The sequence below is a fragment of the Corallococcus interemptor genome, assembly GCF_003668875.1.
Lineage (GTDB): Bacteria > Myxococcota > Myxococcia > Myxococcales > Myxococcaceae > Corallococcus > Corallococcus interemptor.
This window is the reverse complement of the sequence record NZ_RAWM01000069.1, coordinates 21,208-44,965: the sequence shown is the minus strand read 5'-3', so window position 1 is coordinate 44,965 and position 23,758 is coordinate 21,208. Positions and strand designations below refer to the sequence as shown.

Below are 23,758 nucleotides of genomic sequence, written 5' to 3'. Positions count from 1 at the left end.
CCCTGGCGGTGCTGGGCGCCACGCTCGCCGCCCTCTTCCTCGTGGTGGTCGTCACGCCCACTTCGGTGGGACCCACCGCCCCCACCGCTCCGGCCGAACCCGAGTGGAGCGTGCGGGGGGCCGTGCATGACCCGGCCCCGCCCACCACGCCGCTGGCGCAGCCCGTCCTGCGCGTCTTCTGCGCGGCGCCCGGCCAGTCCCTGCGCGAGATGCGCACCGGCAAGGAGTGCACCCCGGGCGCCACGCTGGCCTTCGCGGCGGGTGCCCGTCCGCCCTACACCCACGTCGCGGTGCGCGTGCGCGCCGGCGGCCATGAAGAGGTCAACGGCCCCTTCCCGCTCAGCGGCAAGGCCGGCGAGGAGCGCCCCCTGGAGCTGACGGTCGCGCTGCCCGAGGGCTCCGATATGGCGGAAGTCACGGCCACGTTCTCCGAGCACCCGGATGCCACCCTGACGGCCCTGCGCGGAGGGACGACAGAGGGGGTGGTGGTGCTCAGGCAGGAGGTCCGGGTAAAGGATTCTCCATGAAGAGGCTGGAAGTCCTCCTGGGGGCGGCGCTGCTGATGGCGGCGCCGGAGGCATTGGCGGACAACACCGTGCGGCGCGCGCTCGTCATTGCCCACAACGGCAGTGACGATCCGGCGTTGGCGCCGCTGCGCTACGCGGACGACGACGGCGTGCTGTGGGCGGAGACGCTCAAGCGGCTGGGCGTGGAGACCACGCTGCTGGTGGATCCGGACGAGCCCACGCGCAAGAGCGGCAGTCTGGTGCTGAAGTCCGCGCGGGCACCCACGCGCGCGGCGGTGGAGCAGGCCGTGAAGCGGCTGCAGGCGGCGACGCTCGGGGACCACGCGGCGGGACGCCAGACGGACGTGCTCATCGTCTACGTGGGCCACGGCAACACGGACGACGCGGGCCGCGCCTACTTCACGCTCGCCGACGCGCGCCTGGACAGGAGCAGCCTCTATTCGGAGGTCGTGGATCCGCTGGGCGCGGACTACGTGCACGTCATCGCGGACGCGTGCCGCGCCTCCGGCGTGGTGGGCAGCCGCGGCGGCACGCCGGACGCGGCGGTGCTGGCGGAATTGCGCGGGGTGCTGGCGCGCGAGCAGCTGGCGTCGCGCCCGCACGTGGGCGCCCTCTTCGCGGAGAGCGAGGACGGCGAGACGCACGAGTGGTCCCGCATCCGCGCGGGCGTCTTCAGCCACGTGGCCCGCTCCGGCCTGCTGGGCGGCGCGGACATCAACGGCGACGGGCAGGTGGAGTACAGCGAGCTGGCCGCGTTCGTGGCCGCGTCGCTGCACGGCGTGAAGGGCATGCCCGCGCGGCTGTCCGTCAACGCCTTCGCGCCCACGGCCGAGCCCCGCCGCCCGCTGGTGGGCCCCGCGCCCGAAGGGCCTCGCGTCACCTTCCCCGCCGGCTTCGAGTACTCGCGCCTCTCCGTGGAGGACGCGGACGGACAGCGGCTGGTGGACGTGCGGCGCGAGCAGGACCAGTGGACGCAGATTTTGCTGCCGCTGCGCGACGTGTACTGGGTGCGCACGCCGGACGCGGAGGCGCGCGTCACGCTGGCGCAGCTGTCCTCGGGCACGCCCCAGTTGCACCCGCGCGAGCTTCAGGAGCGCGGTCCCGCGGAGGAGGCGCTGCGCCGGGGCCTGTTCGCCGTGCCGCTGGACCGGTCGTTCTACGACGACTACGTCGCCGCCGTGGGGCTGGTGCCGGTGGACTTCAGCAATCCCTTCCAGCCGCCCGTCATCGGCGGGGCGCGCTCCCCGCTGGCCGTGGCGGCGCCGTCCGACTGGACGTCCCGGCTGGAGCTGGGCCTGGGCGCGGGGCGCTCGCCGCTGGGGCTGGCGAAGTTCGCCACCGGGCCCAGCCTGTCGTGGCGCACGCCGTCCTCGGTGGACCTGCTCTATTACGGCGTGCGCGGGGCGTACGGCGTGACGCCGCTCGCGACCCCGGACGGCATCCGGCTGCACCGCTTCACGGTGGAGGGGCTGGTGGGGCTGGAGCGCCCCGCGACCACGCCGCTGTTCACGGAGGTGGGGCTGGGCTGGGGCCTGCTGGGCCTCACCGCGCCGGGCTTCCGCCAGGCGGACCCCGCGCTGCTCACCGGCCACGTGGCCGCGGGCGTGATGGGGCGGCTGGCGGGCATGCCCCTGCGCCTGTCCGCCCAGGTGGGCGCGGACCGCGTCACCGCCAACGGCCAGACCGGCATGGACCTGCAGTACGGCCTGGAAATCTCCCTGAGGCGCTAGCCCCGTGCCCCGCTCCCTCCTCGTTCACACCGCGCTGTCGAGCGCCGCCGTGGCCTCGGTCCTGCTGACCGGCTGCGACCCCATCTGCACGAACGGGGTCTCCAAGCCCGGCCAGGGACAGGTGACCCGGAGCGCCTCCGGCACCTGCGTGCAGCTGGTGGTGAGCCGCCCCGACGCGGGCACGGAGGATGGTGGGGTGTGTGGCGCCGGGCGGGGCTGGAGGACGCACGTCCTGGACGAGGGCATCAACTCCCTCACCTCCACGTTCCTCTTCGACGCGCAGGGCGTGGGCCACTTCGCCTATGCGAAGGGCCTGGACCTCTACGTGGGCACCACGCGGCCGGGCGACACCCCGTCGCGGCTGGGAGAGGCGTGGGCCGCCATCGACGTGCACATGGCGGTGGCCCCGGACGGCACGCACCACGTGCTGTACCAGCAGAGCGAATACGCCGGCTACGCGACGGACGCCCGAGGCACCTGGGACTTCAACAACATGGGACGCGGCTGGGCGAGGGCCATCGCGCTCGATGCCCAGGGCCAGGTCCACCTGCTCATCGCCCGGCCCGCGCCGCAGGTGGGCTACCTGCATGCCTTCAAGGCCTCCAACGGCGCCTGGCTCATGCCGCCGCTGGAGGAACTGGGAGCGGCAGGCGACCGCGAGCGGATGGTCGTGGACGCCAACGGCCACCTGCACATCGCGTTCGCGCGCGGGCGCTCCTCGAGCCAGGTCCTGTACGCGAGCAATGCGTCGGGGACGTGGGTCGTCGAGCCGCTGGACTGGGAGATTCCCATCAGCTCGCCGCGCCTGCGCATCGCCCTGGAGGTGGATTCAACGGGGCGGCCCTCCCTGCTGGGCTCCGATGACCGGGGCGCATGGCTGTGGGTGAGGGAGGACAGCGGCTGGAAGTCATACGGCATGGGCGCCTTCCGGAGCCGGGGGCCCGCGCTGTCGCGAGACCCCTCCTCCCCGGACATCCGCCACGCCCTGCTGGACGACGCGGAAGCGGACGCGAACGCGAACGGGGGCACCAGCCAGCTGAGCGTGAAGACGCTGGACGGCACGGACGTCGCCGGCTCGACGCCGCCCCTCGTCCTGGAGACGCTGGACGGTGGGAATGCGTTTCCCGGCCTGTCCTCCATCCACGTGGACGAACAGGACGTGCTCCAGCTGGCCTTCTCCTACGTGCACTACGACTACCCACCGGACGGCGGCCTGCCGCTGACGACGACGCGCGGCCTGCGCTACGCGCGCTATTGCCCGTGAGAGCCGGCGGTTGCGGGGCACGGAAGCGGACGCCTACAGTCGCCGCGCCTTGAGCGAGTCCGCCCCCTCCCTGAGTCCTCCGCCCGCCGTCTCCACGTCCCACCGGGCCCTCGTCGTGGCGCGAGCGCTGGCGGTGCTCGGCGGGCTGGCCTGGTTCCTGTGGCTGGGCGGCGGGCCGGTGCTGCCGCCCACGCGCATCGACTGGATGATGCGCGAGGACTGGGCCGCGCACATCTTCGGCTGGCTCTTCTTCCGCAACGCGGACTGGACGCTGCCGCTGGGCTCGGCGCCCAACCACTTCTATCCGTACGGCTCGTCGGTGGCGCTCACGGACGGCAACCCGTGGCTGGCGGTGCTCTTCAAGCCCCTCTCGCCGCTCTTGCCCGTGGACTTCCAGTACACCGGGCCGTGGCTGGCCCTGTGCTACGCGCTGATGGGCTACTTCGGCGCGCGGCTGGTGGAACTGGTGTCCCCGCGTCCGGTGCCCATGGTGCTGGGCGGCACGCTGCTGGCGCTGTCGCCGGTGATGGCGGCGCGCTTCAGCCACCCCACGCTGTGCGCGCACTGGCTGCTCCTGGCCCTGCTGTGGCTCAACCTGCGCGACATCCCGGACGCGCGCGCCGCGGCGCGGAGCCTGGGGCTCGCGGCGCTCTTCAACGCCATCGCGTCCGGCACCCATCCGTACTGGGTGGCCATGCTGATGCCGCTGACGCTGACGCTCGGGGTGCGGCTCGTCTGGAGCCGGAAACTCGGCCCCGCGCGCGTCGCGGCGCTGTGCGCGGGCATCGCCGTGCTGGACGTGGGGCTGTTCGCCCTCTTCGGCTACTTCGGCGGCAGCGGGCTGGGCGCGGAGGGCTTTGGAGACTTCTCCGCGGACCTGGCCACGCTGGTGAACCCCATGGGTTGGGGGCGCCTGTTGCCGGACCTGCCCGCCGCGCCCCGGCAGGGCGAGGGCTTCGGCTACCTGGGCGCGGGGGCGCTGCTGCTCGGCGTGGCCGCCTGCGTGAGCCTGCTCGTGCACCGGCGCGAGGCGCGCACGCTGGACTGGCGCCGGGTGCTGCCCGCGGCCGTGGTGGTGCTGCTGATGGCCGTCTACGCGCTGTCGTCGCGCGTGACGTGGCTGGGCCAGCCGGTGGCGGACCTGGGCGGGCTGTACGCGCCGCTGACGAAGGCGACGAACGCGTTCCGCGCGTCCGGCCGCTTCGTCTGGCCGTTGAACTACCTGCTCGTCGTGGGCGCGGTGCTGCTGGTGGTGCGCCTGTGGCGCGGCGTGCCCGCGGTGGCCGTGGCCGCGTTGACGGTGGCGCTGGCGGTGCAGGCGTACGACGTGCGCGAGGAGAAGAGCGCCCTCCTCAAGCCCGTGCACTTCCAGCGCCTGACGTCCGCGGACTGGGACGCGCTGAAGGGCCCCTATCAGCACCTGGCCCTCTTCCCGCCGCAGGTGCAGTGGGTGTGCCGCTATGACGAACCGCTGGTGAACGCGCTGGCGTTCCAGGCGTACCGGCTGAAGCTCACGTTCAACAGCGGCTACGCGTCACGCACGCCGGAGGCGCTGGCGGCGGAGTGCCACGCGCGGCTGCCCACGGGCGGCCTGGACGCGAGCACCGCGTACGTGGTGCTGCCGCAGCAGGTGCGCCCCTTCCTCGACGCGGGCGCGCGCTGCGGTGTCGTGGAGGGGCTGCCGGTGTGCGTGGCGGGCGGCAACACGGATGCGTTCGCGCAGGGGTTCGCGCTTCAGCCCATTCGTTGACACAAGGCAGCACTGAAAACCCTTTCAGCCCGCTCCAGGTCCGCTGTTACCTTGCAGGTAGCCCCGGTCTGCCGCCGGGGCCGCGACTTGCGAGGGGAGCGACGATGCCTGCGATGACGAAGCACGCTGCGGGGACGGTGTCCTGGGTGGACCTGATGGCCTGGGACCTGCCGAAGGCCCAGGACTTCTACGGGGCGCTGTTCGGCTGGACGTTCCAGGAGGGCTCGAAGGAGAACGGCCACTACACCATGGCCTTCAAGGGGGCCCACCCGGTGGCGGCGCTGATGCCGCGCCCCAGCGACGCGCCCTTCCCTCCCATCTGGAACACCTACTTCGCCGTGGAGAGCGTGGACCGCTCCGTCGCCCGCCTGAAGGAGCTGGGCGGCAAGGTGATGATGGAGCCCATGGACGTCATGGACGCGGGGCGCATGGCCTTCTGTACGGACAACACCGGCGCGCCCTTCGGCTTCTGGCAGCCGAACCAGTTCCACGGCTCGGGGCTGGTGAACGAGCCCGGCGCCATGGCCTGGTTCGAGGGCAAGACGCACGACGGCGCCAAGGCCGTCGCCTTCTACAAGGACCTCTTCGGCATGACGGCGGACAAGATGCCGGATGACCGGATGCAGTACTGGGTCCTGAAGAAGGATGGCAGTGAGGCGGCCGGCGTGATGCAGCTGGACGACAAGACGTCCGCCAACGTGCCGGCCCACTGGATGATCACCTTCTCCGTGGCCAACACCGACGAGGCCGCCACCACCGTCAGCGCCAAGGGCGGCAAGGTCATCATGCAGCCGTTCGATTCACCCTACGGCCGCATCGCCATCGTCGCGGACCCGGGCGGCGCGGCCTTCGGCATCATCACCCTGGCCCGGCCGGCGTAAGGGCCGCCATCGCGGCGGCCATCACCTGCTTCACCGGCACGCCCGCGGCACGGGCCAGCCGGACGCAGTCGTCGAACTCCGGGTGCGCGTTGAGCACCCGGCCGTCACGCAGGCCGCGCTTCACGCGGACCCTGCCCCACGGCGTCTGCACCTCCACGAAGTCGCGCTCCAGCGCGTGGCGCTCCACCCGGTGGTAGCGCACGCCCAGCGACGTGGACTCCGTCAGCAGCGCGTCCACCACCGCCTCGCGCAGGCCGCCCTCCACCAGCGCGCCCAACAGGTGCGCGGGCCGGCCCTTCTTCATCACCACCGGGGACACCCACGCGTCCTTCGCGCCCACCTCCAGCAGCCGCTCCACCAGGTGCGCCAGCAGCTGCGGCGTGGCGTCATCCAGGTTGGCCTCCACCACCCACAGGCCTTCCGTGGCCTGCGTCTCCACGCGGCCCAGCGACGCGCGCAGCACGTTGGGCCGGTCGCGGAAGTCCTTCGTCCCCACGCCGTAGCCCACCTTCTCCACGATGAAGTCCGGAGGGTGGCCAATCTTCGTCAGCACCTTGAGCAGCGCCGCGCCCGTGGGCGTCGTCAGCTCGCCCACGCCCTCGAAGCGCACGGGCACGTCGCGCAGCAGCTCCAGCGTCGCGGGCACGGGGATGGGCATCTGGCCGTGCGCCACGCGGATGGTGCCGCTGCCCAGGGGCGGCGGCGCGGCGTGCACCTCCGGGTCCCCCAGCAGCTCCAGCACCACGGCGGCGCCGCAGATGTCCACGATGGAGTCCACCGCGCCCACCTCATGGAAGTGGATGGCGTCGATGGACACGCCGTGCACCTTCGCCTCGGCCTCGCCGATGGCGCGGAACACCGCCAGGGCGCGGGCCTTCGCGCGCTCCGGCAGCGTGGGCGCGGCCTCAATCAGCTGGCGGATGTCCGCGTAGGCGCGGTGCGGGTGCGCCTCCTTCGCGTCCAGCACCACGTCCAGGTGCGTGCCGCTGATGGCGTGGCGCACCGCGCGCGACACCGCCAGCCTCCAGCCCGGCACGTTGAGGCCGGACAGCGCCTGGGCAATCGCATCCGGGGACACGCCCAGGTCGATGCCCGCCGCCAGGAACATGTCCCCGGCGATGCCGCCCACGGGCTCCAGGTAGAGGATGCGTCGCATGGCGGCTCTCAGCTCCGGCCCTTGGTGCGGGAGATGAGCGCCGCGTAGAAGCCGCCGCCAAACCCGTTGTCGATGTTCATCGTGGCCACGTTGGACGCGCACGAGTTCACCATGGAGAGCAGCGCGGAGATGCCCCCCAGGTTCGCGCCGTAGCCCACCGACGTGGGCACCGCCACCACCGGGATGCCCACCAGGCCGCCCAGCGCGGACGCGAGCGCGCCCTCCATGCCCGCCACCGCCACGGCGACGTGGCACTCTTGAATCTCGTCACGCCGGCGCAGGAGCCGGTGGATGCCCGCCACGCCCACGTCGTAGACGCGCCGCACCTCCGCGCCCATGGCCTCCGCGGTGAGCGCGGCCTCCTCCGCCACGGGCAGGTCGCTGGTGCCGCCCGTCACCACCGCGACGCGGCCCGCCTTCACCTTGCGCTGGGGCAGATGGAAGATGCGCGCCACCGGGTGGTACTGGCCCTTGGGGAAGCGCGCCACCAGGGCCTCCGCCTTGTCCGGCTGAAGGCGCGTCACCAGCACCGTCTGCTTGCGCTCCACGAGCACGCTGACGATGCCCAGAATCTGCTCCACCGTCTTGGGCTCGCCCAGGACGACCTCGGGGAAGCCGAACCGCAGGTTGCGGTGCGTGTCCACCGTCGCGTAGCCCAGCTCCGCGTACGGCAGGTCCTTCAGCTTGCCCACCGCGTCGTCCAGGCTGACCTTGCCCGTCTTCACCTGGCCCAGCAGGGCCCTGAGCGCCTTCTCGTCCATGGCGGAGCGGTCTACCCCAGCCGCCCCCGGTGCTCCAGGCGAACAGCGGCGGAGGACTAGAGGCCCAGCCGGGACAGCAGCGCCTGGGCGCTCGCGCGCTCCAGCACCAGCAGCATCTGGCCGCCCAGGGCCGTGGGCCCGGAGGTCTCGAAGCGCGCGGCCAGCACCACGCCCGGCCCCGGCTCCACGTCCCCCAGCACGCCCGCCAGCACCGGCCGCACGGAGCCGCGCTGGAGCTGGGGCACGGAGGGCAACAGCCGCCAGCCCGTCAGCCGCCCGATGGCGGACAGGCACGCGCTGGCGAGGATGTTCGCGGCCTCCGCCAGGGCGCTCTCGCGCTCCTGGGGGGACGCGGGGTGGCCTCGCAGCAGCGCGGACTCCAGCGCCTCCGCGTCTCCGGAAGGCATCGCCAGCACCAGCGCGCCGCGCAGCTCGCCCGTCATGCCCAGGCGCACGGCGACGGCGGGGGCTTCGTCCGCGAAGAGCGCGGGGCCCTGGATGGCGTCCGTGACGCGCACGTCCGGGACGGACAGGTCCACGCGGCCACCCACGAGCCGGGCCAGCGCGTTGGCGCCGTGTCCGCAGCCGATGTTGGCCACCTCGCGCAGGGCGTCGAGCTGCGCGTCACTGGGCAGGGGGGGGCTCACGCGGTCAGTAACCTCGGGACGTCCAGGATGAACACGGGACGACCGCTGCCCAGGATGGTCACGCCGGACAGTCCCGGCAGCAAGTCCAGGGGACGGGACAAGGGTTTGAGCACGACTTCCTCCTGCCCCAGGAGGCGATCCACCGCCAGCGCCACCTTGCCGGTGCCGGCGTCGCCCTCCATCACCACGAAGGGCCGGTAGCCGGGCTTGGGCGCGGCGGGCACGCCCAAGAGCGACTCCAGCGCGTGCACCGGCAGCAGGCCGTTGCCGTGCGGCAAGAGCGCCGTCTCCCGGCTCTTGCTCAGGGCCTGCGGATCCGCCTCCGTGGCGCCCACCACCTTCGCGATGGGCAGGCCGAAGACCTCCTCGCCGACCTCCACGAGGAGCAGGTGCACCACGGCGACGGTGAGCGGCAGGCGCAGGGTGAAGGTCGTGCCCTGGCCCCGCACGCTGTCGATTTCGAGCGTGCCGCCCACGCTCTCCACCACGCGCTTCACCGCGTCCATGCCCACGCCCCGGCCGGAGATGTCGGTGATGTCCTTGGCGGTGGAGACGCCCGGCAGGCACGACAGGAGGAACGCGTCGCGGTCCGCCATGCGCTGGGCGGCGTCCTCCGTGATGAGCCCGCGCTTGAGCGCGGAGGCCTTGAGCTTCGCGGGGTCCATGCCCCGGCCGTCGTCCTCGATGTCGATGATGACGCGGTCGCGCGCGCGGCGCACGGTGACGGTGACGCGGCCGCGCGGGGACTTCTTCGCGGCCATCCGCTCGTCCGGGGACTCCAGGCCGTGGTCGATGCAGTTGCGCAAGAGGTGCAGCAGCGGGTCCGCCAGCTCGTCGAGGATGGCGCGGTCGAGCTCGATTTCGGCGCCGGTGATGACCAGCTCCACCTCGCGCTCCTTGCGGCGGGCCAGGTCGCGCGCGGCGCGGGGCAGCCGGTCGGTGATGAGCGACAGCGGCGTCATGCGCGCGCTCATGACCTTGTCGTGCAGGTCCTTCACCAGCGTGTGCAGCCGGTAGACGCCCTCCTCCAGCGCGGGGCGCGTGTTCTCCGGCAGCACCTTGCCCACTTCGCGCAGGCGCGCGGTGGCGAGCATCAGCTCCCCCACCGTGTCGAGGAAGTAGTCGAGCAGCTCCGTGCGCACGCGCACCGTGCGCGAGCCCGTGTCCGCGGTGGCGCGCGCCGCGTCCGACGTGGGCGCCACGACGGGGAGGGCGGGCGGCTCCGGGACGGAGGGGGAGACGGAGACGACCTCCACCTCCGCCACGTTGCGCAGGGCGGCCTGGATGCCGGTGTCGCCGACGCCGGTCTCCACGTCCACCTGGATGTAGCCGTCCGGGATGCGGCCGGCCTTGAGTTCCTCCAGCGGCGGGCGCAGGTCCACCAGCGTGCCCAGGGTGGACAGCCGCTTGTGCACGAGGAACGCGCGCACACCCGGCACCTGACAGGTGGGAGAGATGCGCAGGCGCACGGACCAGCGGGGCGCGCCGGACTTGCCATCCGCCACGCTGGTGACGGCCTTGAGCCCGGAGGTCAGCGCCGCCACGGGCGAGGAAGGGTCGCTCTCCGGCATCACCGCCAGGGTGCGCGCGGAGGGGGCGCCATAGAGGGCATCCGGGCCGCTCAGGTCGCGAGGCGGCATCAGCGTGGCCGGAGGCATCACCGCCAGGGCGGAGGGCACCGTCGCACCGGAAGCTCCCACGCCCGTGTCACCGCCGGACGGACCCGCGCCCGAGGCCGGGGCCGCCGAACCCGACGCACCGGCTCCCGAGGCACTGGCCGCACCGCCCGGACTTCCCGAGCCCGAGGCCGAGCCCGAGCCCGAGGCCGGACCGGCCGCGCCGCCCGGACTCCCCGAACCCGAGGCGCCTGACGGGCCCTCTCCGCCTCCCGAGCCCTCGCCGTCGTCTCCGGACGGGGTCGCGGGCTTGAGCGCGGTGACCTGGGCCACGCGGGTCGCGGCGGGGGCGTGGCCGGTGAGCGCCTCCACGCGGGCGCCCAGCTGCTGGAGCAGCCCCGCGGCCTGCTCCGGCTCGCGGCTGGACGCGACGGCGCGCACCTGGGCGGTGAGCGTGTCCGCGGCGTTGAGCAGCAGGTCCACCAGGTCCCGGTCCAGGAGCTTGCGGTCCTGCCGCACCGCGTCCACCAGGTCCTCCACCCGGTGCGCCAGCATCGCGATGGGCTCGAAGCCCATGGACGACGCCATGCCCTTCACCGAGTGGGCGTGCCGGAACATCGAGTCCACGGTGCTGGCGGTGGCCTCGCGCTCCAGCGCCACGAGGTCGCGCCCGAGCGCCTCCAGGTGCTCGGTGGCCTCCGAGATGAAGAGGCCCAGGTACCGGGACATGTCCATCGTCATGACCCGGCACCTCCTTCACAGGCGGAAGGCAAGGCCGCGACCCGGGCGGGAGCGGCCCCCTTCGCCCCGGTTCAGGCCTCGCCCAACACCTTCTTGACGACCGCCAGCACGTCCTCCGCCCGGAACGGCTTGACGATGAAGTCCGAGGCACCCGCCTCGATGGCCTCCATCACCAGGCTCTCCTGCCCGAGCGCCGAGCACATGATGACGACCGCGCTGCTGTCGGCCTTGATGATTTCCCGCGTGGCTTCAATGCCGCTCTTGAAGGGCATCACGATGTCCATCGTCGTGAGGTCCGGCTTCAACTCCTTGAACTTCTCCACGGCCTCCAGGCCGTTGGCCGCCTCACCGACGACCTCGAACCCTCCAGACGCAAAGATGTCCTTGATCATGTTGCGCATGAAGATGGCGTCGTCGACGACCAGCACCCGCTTAGCCATGTGAAGAACTCCGCCTCCGTTTCAGGCCTAGAGGGAGCGCACCCTATCACCGGCCGTTTCCGGGGGGCTACTCACTTGGAGGGAGTGAACAAGGCAACGACCGCCGCATCAAGTCCTTCCGGATCCAGCACGGTCACTCCCAGACCGCCCAGGCGGGCAACGCCGCGAACCGCGGGCATGACCTTGCCCGGCGCGGCGCTGACGCGCTCCACCGCCTCGATGCCGTCCACGTCCGTCACCAGGAGACCCAAGTCCCTGCGACCCCGGTCCAGTAGCACGACCCGGCACAAAGGCGTGGGACCTTCTGGCAGGTGTAGCAACTGGCGCAGCTCCACCACCGTCACCACCCGGCCGCGCAGGTTCATCACCCCGGTGATGGCGGCGGGGGCGCGGGGCACCCGGGTATAGCGCTCCGGGGGCACGACGACCTCCCGGACGGCCGACAAGGGCAACCCGTAGCGTTCCTTCTCGACCCGGAAGATGACGTGCCGCACGGTGAGGGCCCTCGTGCCGGAAGGACGGGGGCGTCAGGGCCCCAGGCGGAAGCTGCGCACCACGCTCTGCAGCTCCACGGAGAGGTTGGTCAGCTCGCTCGCCAGGGACGTCATCCGCGACACGGCGGCCGTCTGCTCCTGGATGACGGCCTGGATGGCCTCCGTGGAGCTGGCGTTGTTCTTCGCCACGAGCTTGATCTCCTCGATGGCCTTCACCATCTCCTCGCTGCCCTTCATCTGGTCGCGGGTGCTGTCGGAGATGAGCGTCACCTTCTCCGCGCCCTTGCGGGCGGTGTCGGTGATGGCCCCCATGGAGCGCATGATGTCGGTGAGGTCCTCACGGCCCTCCGCCAGCTCCGCGATGCCTTCCTTCATGGCGCTCACGACGGAGGTGGACTGACCGGAGATGTCGCGCGCCAGGCGCGAAATCTGCTCCGCGGAGCGGCCCGCGCTCTCCGCCAGCTTGCGCACCTCATCCGCCACCACCGCGAAGCCGCGGCCGTACTCGCCCGCGCGCGCCGCCTCGATGGTGGCGTTGAGGGCCAGGAGGTTCGTCTGCTGCGCCACCTGGGTGATGGCGTCGACGATCTTGGAGATCTCCTGCGTCTTCTCGCCGAAGGCGAACACCTGCTGGCTGGCGGACTCGATGCGGTTGAAGACCTTCTTCACCTTGTCGCCCGCGAGCCGCGCCGCCTTGGAGCCGTCCTCCGCGCTGCTGCTCGTCTCAGCGGACGTGCGGGCCGCGTCCAGGGCGCTGGCCGCCGTGCGCTGGATGCTGCCGGCCATCTCCGTGATGACCTTGGAGGCCTGCGACACGAGCTGGGACTGGGTCTCCGCGCCGCTGGCGATCTTCTCCATGGACGAGCCCACTTCCTCCGTGGACCCGTTGACGTTCTCCGCGCTGCGCTGCAGGTCGATGGCGGTGTCCGCCACGCTCTTGGCGGTGTCCTGAATCTTGCCCACCAGCTCGCGCAGGTTCTCCTGCATGCGGGAGATGGCGCCCGTCAGCTCGTCGATTTCGTCGCGGGTGCTGTGCACCTCCGCGGCCACGGGCTTGGACAAATCCCCCTGCGAGATTTCGAAGGCGGAGCGGCTGAGCACCTTCACGCGGGTGACGCGCGCCAGCAGCGACGGCAGGAACGTGGCGCCGCCGAAGGTGATGAGCACGCCCACGCCCACGCGGATGATGAAGGCCCAGCGGCCCCAGGACGCGTCGAAGATGCTCTCCGTGCAGAGCAGCCACGTGCCCAGCAGCAGGCCCAGCAGGATGTAGCCGGTGGTGATCTTCCGGTGCAGGGACTGCTCGCGGACCACCTTGGGGCCCTCGACGGCGCGCAGCAGTCGCTGCACCGGCTCGCGTCGGGGGGTGAGGCCAGAGGAGGGGTCGTCGCGAAGGGGGCGGCGCACGGAGTGCTTTCAGCTGGGAGGGGCGGAAAACAGCCCAGGGGTTTAGCCTTGCTGTCCGGTACGGGTCAATCATCCGGCCGGATCTGCCTGCCTGACCGGGCGAAGTGGTCGAATCCCCCTGGCGGGGTCAGAACGTGCCCCCCCACGTCCCGGATTCGCAACGTCCGCTCCCGGGTGAGCACGCCCATGCGCGTCACCTCCTGCCCGGAGCGGGCGCACGCCCGCTCGAACGCCTGCCTGCGTGAAGGTGGGACGGCGAGCAGCAGCTCGTAGTCCTCCCCTCCCCGCAGGGCACCCTCCGGCCCCAGCGCCGCGCGCACGGCGGGCGACAGGGGCAGCCGGTCCAGCGCCAGCTCCGCGCCCACGCGGGACGCGGCGCACAGGTGGCCCAGGTCCTGCGCCAGCCCATCCGACACGTCCATGCCGGCGGAGGCGAAGCGCGCGGCCAGCTTCCCCAGGGCGATGCGGGGCTCGGGGCGGCGCTGGCGCTTCACGGCCAGGCCCCGGCGGACCCCGGCCTGGAGCTGCTGGAGGCCCAGGCGCGCGTCGCCGAGCGTTCCGGAGACGTAGAGGAGGTCCCCGGGCCGGGCGCCCGAGCGGGTGATGGGCGCGTGGGACAGCTCTCCGGTGACGGTGAGGGTGACGGACACCTCGCGCGCGGAGGTGAAGTTGCCGCCCACGAGCATGATGCGGTGGGCCTTCGCGAGCGCGGCCATGCCCCGGCCCAGCGCGGAGACCTCGCGGGCGGGGAAGTCCCGGGGCAGCGCGAGCGCGCAGACGAACCAGCGCGGCGTGGCGCCCATGGCCGCCAGGTCCGACAGGTTCACCGCGAGCGCCTTGTGGCCGATGTCCGCGGCGGAGAACGTCGCGCGGGTGAAGTGCACGTCCTCCACCACGGCGTCGGTGGTGACGCACAGCGCGCCCCTGGACGGAGCGAGCACGGCGCAGTCGTCCCCGGGCCCCACCGGCACCCGCGCGCGCGGGAAGCAGGCGAGGAAGCGTTGGATGAGGTCGAACTCGCCGGGCATGGCGCACTGAAGACCACGCCCGCGCCGGGGGACGCAATGACGACCCGCGAACGGGCGGGCGCCGGCAGGCCCCATTGCGTTGACGGTGTCAGGGGGCCCAGGCATAGGACAAAGAGTGTCTTCCTCCGCCACACCCATGGACCTGCGCCGCCGGCTGGTGACGGAAGCGCTGGGGTGCGCGCTGCTGGTGGTGGCGCTGGAGGGCTCTCACCACGTCGCGGAGCACCTGGGCGCGAGCGCCACCGAGGGACGCCTCTTCATGTCCCTGTCGTGCGGCGCGGTGCTGGCGTGCCTCCTGTGGGTGCTGCGTCCGCTGTCGGGCGCGCACCTGAACCCGGCGCTCACCTTCGCGGACGCGCTGGGGGACCGCACCCCGTGGCGCGAGGTGCCGCTGTACGCGCTGGCGCAGCTGTCCGGCAGCCTGGTGGGGCGGCTGGTCGCGCACCGCATGTGCAACGAACCGCTGCTGCTCACGGCGAAGATGCCCGCGGCGGACGGGGCCCGGTTCCTCACGGAGATGGTGGCCACGTTCGGGCTGCTGGTGGTGGTGCGCGGCTGCGTGCGCACGCGCCCGTCGGCGACGCCGCTGGCCATCGCGGGGTACGTGGCCGCGACGGTGTGGTTCACGGACTCGCGCTCGCTGGCGAACCCGGCGCTGGTGCTGGCACGCGCGGCCAGCGCGCACGTGGGCGTGATGAGCCCGTGGGAGGTGGAGTCCTTCATCGCGGCGCAGCTCCTGGGCGCGGCACTGGCGGTGTTCCTCTTCCGGTGGCTCCTGGGCAGCCCGCGGAAGGCCGCCGTCACGGAAGTGGAGACCCTCGTCTTCGAGTGCGCCGAAGCAGGCCCCGCGCACCTGGCCGCCGCCCTCTTCAACACGCTGGCGCATCCGGACCGGGCGCGAGCGGTGGTGTCGCCGCCGCCGGGCGCCGGGCTGGATGACGGACCGCCACCGGCCGTGGACGCGCTGATGCGGGAGGCGAACCTGCGCCCCGCGCCCCTGCGCGACCGGACCGTCCCCGCCGCCCACTACGTCCTCATCGACGTCACCGGCCACGCCCCGGGCATGGACGCGCGCGTTCGCGAGCGCTGGTCGCTGTCCACGCTGTCGCTGAAGGACGAGGCCGGAGCGAAGGCGTTGCAGGCCGCGCTGCGGCCCCGGCTGCACCAGCTGCTCGCGAAGCAGGGCTGGGAGCGGCTGCACGTCATCAGCGGCGGCCCCGCGCCTGAAGGTCCCCGCGCCCTCACCTGACGCGTGACGGGGTGCGGCGTTGACGTCCGCCCCACAGGCGAGCAGAGAGAGATGGGAGAGGGATTTCACATGATGGAAGGACTGCCCCCCGTCGTCTCCTGGCCCCCGCTGCAGACGCTGATGCGGCTGACGCTCGCGCTCGCGGTGGGGCTGTTCGTCGGCCTGGAGCGCGAGTGGCGTGGCAAGGAGGCCGGCCTGCGCACGTTCGGCTTCGCGGCGCTGCTGGGCGGCATGGGCGGCCTGCTGGGCCCGAACTTCGCGCTGCTCAGCCTCGCGCTGCTGGGCGTGCTGCTGTGCTTCCTCAACTGGCAGTCCCTGCGCGCCAACGGCGGCGCGGAGCTGACCACGTCCGCCGCGCTGCTCGTCACGGGCTTCGCCGGCGTGCTGTGCGGCCTGGGCCACACGGTGACGCCCGCGGCGGTGGGCGTGACGACGGCGGGCCTGCTCGCGTGGAAGGAGCGGATGGCCACCTTCAGCCACAAAATCACCGCCGAGGAGCTGCGCAGCGCCATCCTGCTGGCCATCCTCGCCTTCGCCATCTACCCGGTGCTGCCCGCGCAGCCGGTGGACCCGTGGGGCCTCATCGAGCCGCGCGCCGCGTGGGTGACGGTCATCCTCATCGCGGCCATCGGCTTCGTGAACTACCTGCTGTGGAAGATGTTCGGCACGAACGGCGTGGAGGTGACGGGCTTCCTGGGCGGGCTCGTCAACAGCACCGTCACCGTGGCGGAGCTTGCCAACCGCGTTCGCGAGACATCCGGGCGCCTGCTCGACGTGGCCTACCGGGGCGTGATGCTGGCCACCGCCGCCATGGCGCTGCGAAATGCCGTGCTGCTGGGGCTCCTGTCCTTCCGCGCGCTGGTGGACTCGGCCATCCCGCTGGTCCTCATCCTCCTGTCCAGCACGGGCCTGGCGCTGATGCGCTCACGCACGGAGGCCATGCCCGGCGCCGAGCCTCCCGCCCTGCCCCTCAAGTCGCCCTTCTCCCTGCCGTCCGCGCTGAAGTTCGGCCTCATCTTCCTGGCGCTCCAGGTGGTGGGCACGGTGGGCCAGACGCTGCTGGGCCGCTGGGGCTTCTACGCGGTGAGCGCCGTGGGCGGCCTGGTGTCCAGCGCGTCCGCGGTGGCGTCCGCCGCGTCGCTGTGCGCCAACGGCACCATCTCCCCCACGACGGCGGGGGTGGGCGCCATCATCGCGTCGCTCGCCAGCGCCGCCATCAACTTCATCCTGGTGGCGCGCGTGTCCGAGCAGCGCTCGCTCACGCTCCGGCTGGGCCGCGCGCTGGGCGTGGTGATGCTGCTGGGCCTGGTGGGCGCGCTCGTGCAGACGCGGCTGCCGGAGTTCCTTCCGAACAATCCGGGCAGCCCGGGGCTCATCGAGCCCCACCAGCCCTGAGCGTCAGAAGCGGTCCGGCTCCGGCATCGGCGGGGCGGCCGTCAGCCCGCGCTCCTGCATGGGCGGGTGCAGCGGCAGCTGGACGATGAAGCGCGAGCCGTGGCCGAACTCGCTCTCCACGCGCACGCGGCCGCCGTGGCCCTCCACCAGGCTCTTCACGATGGCCAGGCCCAGCCCCGCGCCGCCAAACTCGCGCGTGGAGCTGCCGTCCACCTGGTAGAAGCTCTGGAAGATGCGCTCGAACTCCTCGGCGCGGATGCCCACGCCGGTGTCCTCCACGCTGATGCGGTAGCCGGGCACGCCCAGCTCCTGCTGCATCGCCGCGTCGGACAGCGTCACCTTCACCCGGCCGCCCGCGGGCGTGAACTTCACCGCGTTGGCCAGCAGGTTCACCACCACCTGGCGAAGCTTGTCCAGGTCCCCCGCCAGCCGGGGCTGCGGCGTGTGCGGCAGCCGCACCTCCAGCTCCAGGCCCTTTCTCTGCGCCTGCGGCAGCACGCTGGAGACCGCCGTCTGGATGACGTAGCCCGGGTCCACCGGCGCCATGGACAGGCGCAGGCGGCCGGCTTCAATCTGGCTCAGGTCCAGCAGCGAGGAGATCATCGAGAGGAGCGTCTCGCCCTTCTCCACGATGGTGCGCACGTACTGCAGCTGCTCCGGGTTGAGCGGCCCGGCCAGCCCCTCCGCCATCATCTCCGAGTAGCCCAGGATGGACGCGAGCGGCGTGCGCAGCTCGTGGCTCACCGTGCCCAGGAAGGTGGACTTCAGCCGGTCCAGCTCCTTGAGCCGCGCGTTCGCCTGGAGCAGCCGCGCGTTCTGCGCCTCCAGCTCGCGGTGCACCTCCAGCGTGGACTCCAGGTGCAGGTGCGTGGCCAGGTACGCCTTCTGCCCGCTGGCCACGAGCGCGCCCAGCACCTGGCCGAAGTGGCCCAGCACCTGCGCGGCGGTGCGCTCCGGCACGCGGCGCACGCGGCCCAACAGCTCCTGCGCGCGCTCCAGGTCCAGCCCGTGGATGCTGGTGAGCGTCTCCGGGAAGTCCGTCAGCTCCTCCGGCGTGAAGGGCCCCAGGATGACCCGGCCCAAGAGGTCGCCGTCCCAGCGCACCGGCATCACCACGTAGCGCAGGCCGGTGAAGCAGGTGAGCGCGATGAGGCCCGCCGCTTCGGACACGTCTCCGTCCGCCACGCGCCCGCCGGCCTCCGGCAGCACGGGGCCGTCCTTCACCCGGCCCACCATGGCGGTGCACGCGTGGCGGCCATCCGGGAAGGAGAAGACATAGGCGCAGAAGTCGCCGTGGCCCACCTTCACGTCCGCCAGCTTGTTGCCGCGCGTGTCCAGGACCTTGATGCCCACGCGGTACAGGTCGCTGAAGCCCTTCACCACCTCCGTGAAGGACGGCAGGTCCAACAGGTCCCCGAGCGTCAGCCGCCGCTGGAGCGCGGACTCGCGCCGGGGCACGCTCGCGGTGTTCCGGGGTCCTCCGCCTGACGCGCCGGTCATGGCGCCCTCCCGCTCTCCCTGCCGCCGGGCACCGCGCCGGGACCGTACCGTCCCTCCAGCGCCGTGCCGCTCAGGTCGATGTGACGGAAGATCTGCCCCAGGAATTCCTCTTCGCTCAGCCCCACGTTGCGCGACAGCTGGGCCCGGCCCTCCAGCGCGCGCCAGGCCGTCTGCACCACGGCGTGGAAGGTCTCCACCACGCCCTCGCCCCGCACGGCCACGGAGCCCACCACCGGCTGGCTGCCCCGGCGCTGCACCTCCGCCAGCTCCTCGTCCGTCAGGCTGTCGGGCAGGTCGCGCTTGTTGAACTGGATGACCACCGGCACCTGCGTGGGGTCCAGCTCCATCTCCCGCAGGTTCTCCTGCAGGTTGCGCCAGTAGGCGTTGTTCTCCTGCGCCGCCCCACGCCGGCTGTCCGCGATGAAGACCACCGCGTCCGCGCCCTGCAGCACCACCCGCCGCGTGGCGTTGTGGATGACCTGACCGGGCACCGTGAAGAGCTTCACCTTCACCTTGAAGCCCGTGGAGGTGGAGAAGAAGACGGGCAACAGGTCGAAGAAGAGCGTCCGGTCGTCGTGCGTATCCACCGACAGGAGGCGCCCTCGCACGTCCGGCCGCGCTCGCGCGTGCAGCTTGCGCAAGTTCGTCGTCTTCCCGCTGAGCCCGGGGCCGTAATAGACGATCTTGAGCGTCAGCTCGCGCTGGGCGTGGTTGAGTTGCAAGGGGAAGAACTCGGACCGAGGGGGACCCGGACAGGGGTTTTATAATGGCCCCACGCGCCGCGCGGAAGGCCGCTCGCAGTCCTGCCGGCGAAGCGGAACGCGTCTTCCCGGAATGACGCTCCCGCGGGTGCCGTTTCAAGAAGTTCCCGCTCCCCGCCCGGGAGGAGGACGTCTCCCCACACGGAAAACAGGACAATGCGCGCGGAATGATCGCGTGCATGGGTACGGGGGGACCGGTTAGGATCGCGGACGCGACGGAGGAGCAAGGCGATGACGATGAAGCAGGTGGACCCTGGCGTCGAGGTGGTGGCCCCCACGCCGGTGCTGGAAGGAGCGACGCTCCCCAACGATGTGGTAACCGGGGTCAAGTTCGGTCCGCCCACCGACGAGGACCTCACGACGGTGTCAGGCCTGCGCGCCAACTCCGAGCCCTGGAAGGGCCGGGGTGAGACGCAGGAGGAGAGCCTCAAGGCCCTCACCCAGCTCAAGCCGTTCCTCCACGTGGCGCGGCTGCAGAACCAGGTGGTGGGTTACGTGACGGTGGAGCGCGACGGCCCGGTGCCCGGCGCGGCCTACCTGCGCAACATCGTGGTGAAGCCGGAGCTGCGGCGCCACGGCGTGGGCGCCATGCTGCTGGACAAGGCGCTGGACGTGGCTCGTGACATGTACCGCAAGACCATCGCGCTGCGCGTGGACCCGGCGAACGCGCCGGCGGTGGGCTTCTACCGCAAGGCGGGCTTCACCACGGTCGCCACGGTGGTGTCCAAGAAGTCCGGCAAGCTGCGGCTCCTGATGTCGCGCGAGCTGTAATCCGCCGCACCCCACACACCCAGGGTTGGATCCAACGGGAGGGGCCCTCACACGGCCGCTCCCGTCGTGCGTTTGGGCACATGCCCCCAAGGTGACCTGGAGCGCGGCGGTCGACTATCCTCGCGGGAGTTTCCACCCCGCCGGGCCTGACGCGCGGCAGCGGTGGGGCCTCCCCCCTGAATGAAACCGCTCGCGGAACTGCTGCGTCATCTGTCGCGTCCTGGAATCACCGAGCTGGCCCTGGCCAGCGGCCGTCCTCCGATGGTGCGCGGCGCCAGCGGCTACGAGCCCATTGATCCCGGCGCCCTCTCCACCGAAGAGCTCGCGAAGGCCCTCCAGGCGATGGTGGGCGCGGCGCGCGCGTCCACCGTGTCGGAGACGCCGGTGCAATGGACGGTGAACGCCACCGGCCTGGGCGCCATCACCATCGCGGCGGTGCGCCGGGGTGAGCTGATGAACGTGCGCCTCACGCGCGCCGCGGAAGGGGCCGCGCAGGCGGCGGCTCCGGCGGCCGCGGCGGCTCCAGCACCGGCTCCGGCTCCAGCGGCCGCGCCCACGCGCACGCCCTACGCGGGGATGCCCGCCGTGTCCGCGCCGGCCGCGCAGCCCGCCGCCGCCGCGCGAAGTGTTCCCGCCGTCACGGCCCCGGCGCCCCAGCCGGTCGCGGCGAGCCCCGCCTCCGCCCACGCGAGTGCCCCCGCGCGGGTCATCCCCATCTCGCGCGCGGCCTCCGCGCCGGGCCGGGACCTGGCCGTGCTGCTGGAGCAGGCGCGCAGCATGAACGCCAGCGACCTGCACCTGGTGGCGGGACGGCCTCCGCTGATGCGCCTCGCCGGTGAGCTGCTCCCGCAGGACACGCCGCTGTCCCCGGAGACCGTGGAGCGGCTGCTGCTGCCCATCATCCCGGAGCGGCTGCGGCCCGTGCTGGAGCGGGACGGCAGCGTGGACTTCGCGCTGGACTCCGAGGACACCGGCCGCTTCCGCGTCAACGTGGGCCGCCAGCGCACGGGCCTCAAGGGCGTCTTCCGCGTCATCGCCCGCGAAATCCCCACCCTGGAGTCGCTGGGCCTGCCCGCGGACATCGCCAAGGCCACGCACCACCACCAGGGCCTCATCGTGCTCACCGGCCCCTCCGGCCACGGCAAGACGAGCACGCTCGCGGCGCTGGTGGACATCATCAACCGCGAAACCACGCACCACGTGCTCACCGTGGAGGATCCGGTGGAGTACGTGCACCCGCGCAAGCGCGCCCTCATCAGCCAGCGCGAGGTGGGCACCAGCACCCGCACCTTCGCCAGCGCCCTCAAGGGCAGCCTCCGCGAGGACCCGGACGTCATCGTCGTGGGCGAACTGCGCGATACGGAAACGGTGCGCATGGCGCTCGCCGCCAGCGAGACGGGCCACCTGCTCATCAGCACCATGAACACGCCCAGCGCGGCGAAGACCATCGACCGGCTCATCGACCTCTTCCCGCCGGGAGATCAGCAGCAGGTGCGGCTGTCGCTCTCCAGCGGCTTGCGCCTCATCGTCAGCCAGCGGCTGATGCCCGCCGCGGACGGCAAGTCCATGGTCGCCGCGGCGGAGGTGCTCACCGGCTCCGTGGCCCTGGGCAACCTCATCCGCGACAACAAGACCTTCCAGATCCCCTCGCTCCAGCAGCGCGGCAAGTCGCTGGGCATCATCCGCTTCGAGGACTCGCTCGCGGACCTGGCGCGCTCCGGCAAGGCCACGCTGGAGACCGTGAAGGGCTTCGCGGAGAACCCGGACGAAATCGAGGCCATGGTGACGGGCCGCCGGCCTGGAGCCGCCCCCACCGTGCCCCCGCCCGCCTCCGCCCAGGAGGGCGCGCGGATGCTGTCCAAGGTGGGCTCACTGCTCGGCAAGAAGGGCGCCTGACATGACCGACACTCCCCGCATCGCCGCCTGGTTCGACGTCCTGCTCGACAGGAAGGGCAGCGACCTGCACCTGAGCGTGGGCTACCCGCCCCTGGGCCGCATCCGCGGCGAGCTGGTGCCCCTGCGCGACGAGCCCCTCTCCTCCAACGAGCTGGAGTCGCTGCTCTTCGAAATCTGCTCGCCGGAGCAGAAGCGGCAGATTGTCGAGGAGCTGGACCTGGACTTCGCCTACGGCTACGGCACCAAGGCCCGCTTCCGCGCGAACTACTTCTACAAGATGACCGGCATTGGCGCCGTGTTCCGCACCATCCCCAGCAAGGTGCTGTCGCTGGAGGACCTGAAGACGCCGGAGGTGGTGCGCAAGATGGCGGACCGCCGCAGCGGCCTGGTGCTGGTGACGGGCCCCACGGGCTCCGGCAAGTCCACGACGCTCGCGGGGATGATCAACCACATCAACAAGACGCGCGCCGCGCACGTGCTCACCGTCGAGGACCCGGTGGAGTTCGTGCACGAATCGCTCAAGGCCCAGGTCACCCACCGGGAAGTGGGCCCGCACGCGTCCAGCTTCGCCACCGCCATCCGCTCCGCCGGCCGCGAGGACCCCAACGTCATCCTCATTGGCGAGCTTCGCACCAACGAGACCATGAAGCTGGCGCTCCAGCTGGCCAGCTTCGGCGTGCTCGTCTTCGCCACGGTGCACACCAACAGCGCCCCCGCCACCATCGACCGCATCATCAACTCCTTCCCCGCGGACGAGCAGGGCCAGGTGCGCGGCATGCTCGCGGAGTCGCTGGCCGGCATCGTCGCCCAGCAGCTGATCAAGACCGCGGACGGCAAGGGCCGCGTCGCCGCGCTCGAAATCCTGGTGGGCAGCGCCGCCATCGCCGCCATGATCCGCGAGGGCAAGGTGTTCCAGATTGCCTCCAAGATGCAGGCGGGCCAGGGCCAGGGCATGCAGACCCTGGACATGCACCTGGAGCGGCTGGTGAAGGACGACGTCATCCTCCCCGAGGCCGCCCTGGAGAAAGCCCAGGACAAAGAGAATTTCGTGAAGGTCATCCAGCGGCTGAAGCCGGACTGGCAGGTGCCGGAGACGCTGAAGGCCTGAGCGGCCAGCCGCGACAGTGGGGAAGGAATTTGCTTTTCGCCCCCGACTTCGCCTTTGTTCGGGAGTGAACGTGGACCCGTCCTCCCAGGAGGGGTCCCAATACTTCCGAGGGGGAAGTCATGGACGAGCAGCAGCTGGAGATGATGCGGCAGATGCAGGAGCAGCAGGCGGCGCAGCCCTCCGGGGCGTTTCTCGCGCTGATGTCGGTGATCTATCTCGCCGTCCTCGTCGTCGGCATCGCCTCGTTGTGGAAGATCTTCGTCAAGGCGGGCCAGCCTGGCTGGGCGGCCATCGTGCCCTTCTACAACCTCTACATCCTGCTCAACATCGTAGGCCGGCCCATCTGGTGGATGGCGATGCTGCTGCTGTGTCCGCCCGCAGCCTTCATCGCGTCCATCATCCTGAGCATCGACCTGGCCAAGTCCTTCGGCAAGGACACGGGCTTCGGCATCGGGCTCTTCTTCCTCGGCATCATCTTTGGTCCGATGCTGGCCTTCGGCGACGCGCAGTACCAGGGCCCGGCGGCCGCCTCCGGCGGTGGCATGGCCGCGGCGTAGTCCCGCACGGCTTTCGGGCCGTGAACGGCGGCGGTGGAGTGGCCTTCCGGTCGCTTCACCGCCGTTCGTGTTTCTGGGG

Annotated in this window: 21 protein-coding genes; 11 read left to right on the top strand and 10 right to left on the bottom strand. The window is 71.9% G+C overall.

Annotation, left to right across the window (positions count from 1 at the left end; all coding sequences use genetic code 11):
• The 5 genes from D7X96_RS23455 to D7X96_RS23435 all read left to right on the top strand — a co-directional run.
• On the top strand, positions 1-527 hold a 527-nt coding region (locus D7X96_RS23455; RefSeq protein ID WP_121770751.1), incomplete at its 5' end, for a hypothetical protein.
• Positions 524-2,257: a caspase family protein gene (locus D7X96_RS23450; protein WP_121724696.1), complete on the top strand. Its 1,734-nt coding sequence runs from the start codon at positions 524-526 to the stop codon at positions 2,255-2,257. The genes D7X96_RS23455 and D7X96_RS23450, both read left to right, overlap by 4 nt.
• Positions 2,258-2,261: 4 nt before the next feature.
• The gene (locus D7X96_RS23445) at positions 2,262-3,521 is read left to right on the top strand and encodes a hypothetical protein (RefSeq protein WP_121724697.1); all 1,260 of its coding nucleotides are present in this window, start codon (positions 2,262-2,264) and stop codon (positions 3,519-3,521) included.
• 49 nt (positions 3,522-3,570) lie between these two features.
• Positions 3,571-5,271, top strand: a complete 1,701-nt coding sequence (locus tag D7X96_RS23440) for a DUF6311 domain-containing protein (RefSeq protein ID WP_244219696.1) — start codon at positions 3,571-3,573, stop codon at positions 5,269-5,271.
• 113 nt (positions 5,272-5,384) lie between these two features.
• Positions 5,385-6,152, top strand: a complete 768-nt coding sequence (locus D7X96_RS23435) for a VOC family protein (RefSeq protein WP_158626618.1) — start codon at positions 5,385-5,387, stop codon at positions 6,150-6,152.
• Here the strand turns inward: D7X96_RS23435 and larC are convergent.
• The 8 genes from larC to thiL all read right to left on the bottom strand — a co-directional run bounded on the left by larC (position 6,130) and on the right by thiL (position 14,442).
• Positions 6,130-7,308, bottom strand: a complete 1,179-nt coding sequence (larC, locus tag D7X96_RS23430) for a nickel pincer cofactor biosynthesis protein LarC (RefSeq protein ID WP_120551714.1) — start codon at positions 7,306-7,308, stop codon at positions 6,130-6,132. The genes D7X96_RS23435 and larC overlap by 23 nt on opposite strands.
• A gap of 8 nt (positions 7,309-7,316) precedes the next feature.
• Positions 7,317-8,069, bottom strand: a complete 753-nt coding sequence (larB, locus tag D7X96_RS23425) for a nickel pincer cofactor biosynthesis protein LarB (protein WP_120551715.1) — start codon at positions 8,067-8,069, stop codon at positions 7,317-7,319.
• 56 nt (positions 8,070-8,125) lie between these two features.
• The gene (locus D7X96_RS23420) at positions 8,126-8,716 is read right to left on the bottom strand and encodes a chemotaxis protein CheC (protein WP_120551716.1); all 591 of its coding nucleotides are present in this window, start codon (positions 8,714-8,716) and stop codon (positions 8,126-8,128) included.
• Positions 8,713-11,073, bottom strand: coding sequence for a chemotaxis protein CheA (locus tag D7X96_RS23415; protein WP_120551717.1), 2,361 nt, complete (start codon positions 11,071-11,073; stop codon positions 8,713-8,715). The genes D7X96_RS23420 and D7X96_RS23415 overlap by 4 nt, the downstream gene beginning before the upstream one ends.
• 71 nt (positions 11,074-11,144) lie before the next feature.
• Positions 11,145-11,513, bottom strand: coding sequence for a response regulator (locus tag D7X96_RS23410; RefSeq protein ID WP_014400067.1), 369 nt, complete (start codon positions 11,511-11,513; stop codon positions 11,145-11,147).
• Positions 11,514-11,584: 71 nt separating this feature from the next.
• Positions 11,585-12,007 (bottom strand): chemotaxis protein CheW, encoded by a 423-nt coding sequence (locus tag D7X96_RS23405; RefSeq protein WP_014400068.1) that lies wholly within the window; start codon positions 12,005-12,007, stop codon positions 11,585-11,587.
• Positions 12,008-12,040: 33 nt separating this feature from the next.
• Positions 12,041-13,414 (bottom strand): methyl-accepting chemotaxis protein, encoded by a 1,374-nt coding sequence (locus D7X96_RS23400; protein ID WP_120551718.1) that lies wholly within the window; start codon positions 13,412-13,414, stop codon positions 12,041-12,043.
• A gap of 65 nt (positions 13,415-13,479) precedes the next feature.
• Positions 13,480-14,442, bottom strand: coding sequence for a thiamine-phosphate kinase (gene thiL, locus D7X96_RS23395; RefSeq protein WP_121724577.1), 963 nt, complete (start codon positions 14,440-14,442; stop codon positions 13,480-13,482).
• A gap of 115 nt (positions 14,443-14,557) precedes the next feature.
• Here thiL and D7X96_RS23390 point away from each other — a divergent pair, with 115 nt between their 5' ends.
• Positions 14,558-15,691, top strand: coding sequence for an aquaporin (locus D7X96_RS23390; protein WP_306437751.1), 1,134 nt, complete (start codon positions 14,558-14,560; stop codon positions 15,689-15,691).
• A 69-nt stretch (positions 15,692-15,760) separates the two neighbouring features.
• The gene (locus D7X96_RS23385; RefSeq protein ID WP_121724575.1) at positions 15,761-17,086 is read left to right on the top strand and encodes an MgtC/SapB family protein; all 1,326 of its coding nucleotides are present in this window, start codon (positions 15,761-15,763) and stop codon (positions 17,084-17,086) included.
• Between the two features lie 3 nt (positions 17,087-17,089).
• Here the strand turns inward: D7X96_RS23385 and D7X96_RS23380 are convergent, their stop codons facing one another.
• Entirely contained in the window at positions 17,090-18,586 is a 1,497-nt protein-coding gene (locus tag D7X96_RS23380; RefSeq protein WP_120551722.1) for an ATP-binding protein, read from the bottom strand.
• On the bottom strand, positions 18,583-19,308 hold the full coding sequence (locus D7X96_RS23375) for a GTP-binding protein (protein WP_120551723.1): 726 nt from the start codon (positions 19,306-19,308) through the stop codon (positions 18,583-18,585). The genes D7X96_RS23380 and D7X96_RS23375 overlap by 4 nt, the downstream gene beginning before the upstream one ends.
• A 270-nt stretch (positions 19,309-19,578) precedes the next feature.
• Here D7X96_RS23375 and D7X96_RS23370 point away from each other — a divergent pair, with 270 nt between their 5' ends.
• From D7X96_RS23370 to D7X96_RS23355, 4 genes are all read left to right on the top strand, one after another.
• Positions 19,579-20,118 (top strand): GNAT family N-acetyltransferase, encoded by a 540-nt coding sequence (locus D7X96_RS23370; protein WP_121770748.1) that lies wholly within the window; start codon positions 19,579-19,581, stop codon positions 20,116-20,118.
• 180 nt (positions 20,119-20,298) lie between these two features.
• A complete protein-coding gene (locus D7X96_RS23365) occupies positions 20,299-22,014 on the top strand; it encodes a type IV pilus twitching motility protein PilT (RefSeq protein WP_121770747.1) in 1,716 nt (571 codons plus the stop codon).
• Between the two features lies 1 nt (position 22,015).
• Positions 22,016-23,122, top strand: coding sequence for a type IV pilus twitching motility protein PilT (locus tag D7X96_RS23360; RefSeq protein ID WP_120551636.1), 1,107 nt, complete (start codon positions 22,016-22,018; stop codon positions 23,120-23,122).
• Between the two features lie 119 nt (positions 23,123-23,241).
• Positions 23,242-23,679 (top strand): DUF5684 domain-containing protein, encoded by a 438-nt coding sequence (locus D7X96_RS23355; RefSeq protein ID WP_208647358.1) that lies wholly within the window; start codon positions 23,242-23,244, stop codon positions 23,677-23,679.
• Positions 23,680-23,758 lie beyond the last annotated feature (79 nt).

Bases quoted from the DNA above. Each gene is read 5' to 3' on its own strand.
- larB (WP_120551715.1), bottom strand. From the start codon at position 8,069: ATGGACGAGAAGGCGCTCAGGGCCCTGCTGGGCCAGGTGAAGACGGGC.
- D7X96_RS23410 (WP_014400067.1), bottom strand. From the start codon at position 11,513: ATGGCTAAGCGGGTGCTGGTCGTCGACGACGCCATCTTCATGCGCAAC.
- D7X96_RS23370 (WP_121770748.1), top strand. From the start codon at position 19,579: ATGACGATGAAGCAGGTGGACCCTGGCGTCGAGGTGGTGGCCCCCACG.
- D7X96_RS23385 (WP_121724575.1), top strand. From the start codon at position 15,761: ATGATGGAAGGACTGCCCCCCGTCGTCTCCTGGCCCCCGCTGCAGACG.
- D7X96_RS23450 (WP_121724696.1), top strand. From the start codon at position 524: ATGAAGAGGCTGGAAGTCCTCCTGGGGGCGGCGCTGCTGATGGCGGCG.
- D7X96_RS23365 (WP_121770747.1), top strand. From the start codon at position 20,299: ATGAAACCGCTCGCGGAACTGCTGCGTCATCTGTCGCGTCCTGGAATC.
- D7X96_RS23355 (WP_208647358.1), top strand. From the start codon at position 23,242: ATGGACGAGCAGCAGCTGGAGATGATGCGGCAGATGCAGGAGCAGCAG.
- D7X96_RS23415 (WP_120551717.1), bottom strand. From the start codon at position 11,073: ATGACGATGGACATGTCCCGGTACCTGGGCCTCTTCATCTCGGAGGCC.
- D7X96_RS23380 (WP_120551722.1), bottom strand. From the start codon at position 18,586: ATGACCGGCGCGTCAGGCGGAGGACCCCGGAACACCGCGAGCGTGCCC.
- thiL (WP_121724577.1), bottom strand. From the start codon at position 14,442: ATGCCCGGCGAGTTCGACCTCATCCAACGCTTCCTCGCCTGCTTCCCG.
- larC (WP_120551714.1), bottom strand. From the start codon at position 7,308: ATGCGACGCATCCTCTACCTGGAGCCCGTGGGCGGCATCGCCGGGGAC.
- D7X96_RS23435 (WP_158626618.1), top strand. From the start codon at position 5,385: ATGACGAAGCACGCTGCGGGGACGGTGTCCTGGGTGGACCTGATGGCC.
- D7X96_RS23360 (WP_120551636.1), top strand. From the start codon at position 22,016: ATGACCGACACTCCCCGCATCGCCGCCTGGTTCGACGTCCTGCTCGAC.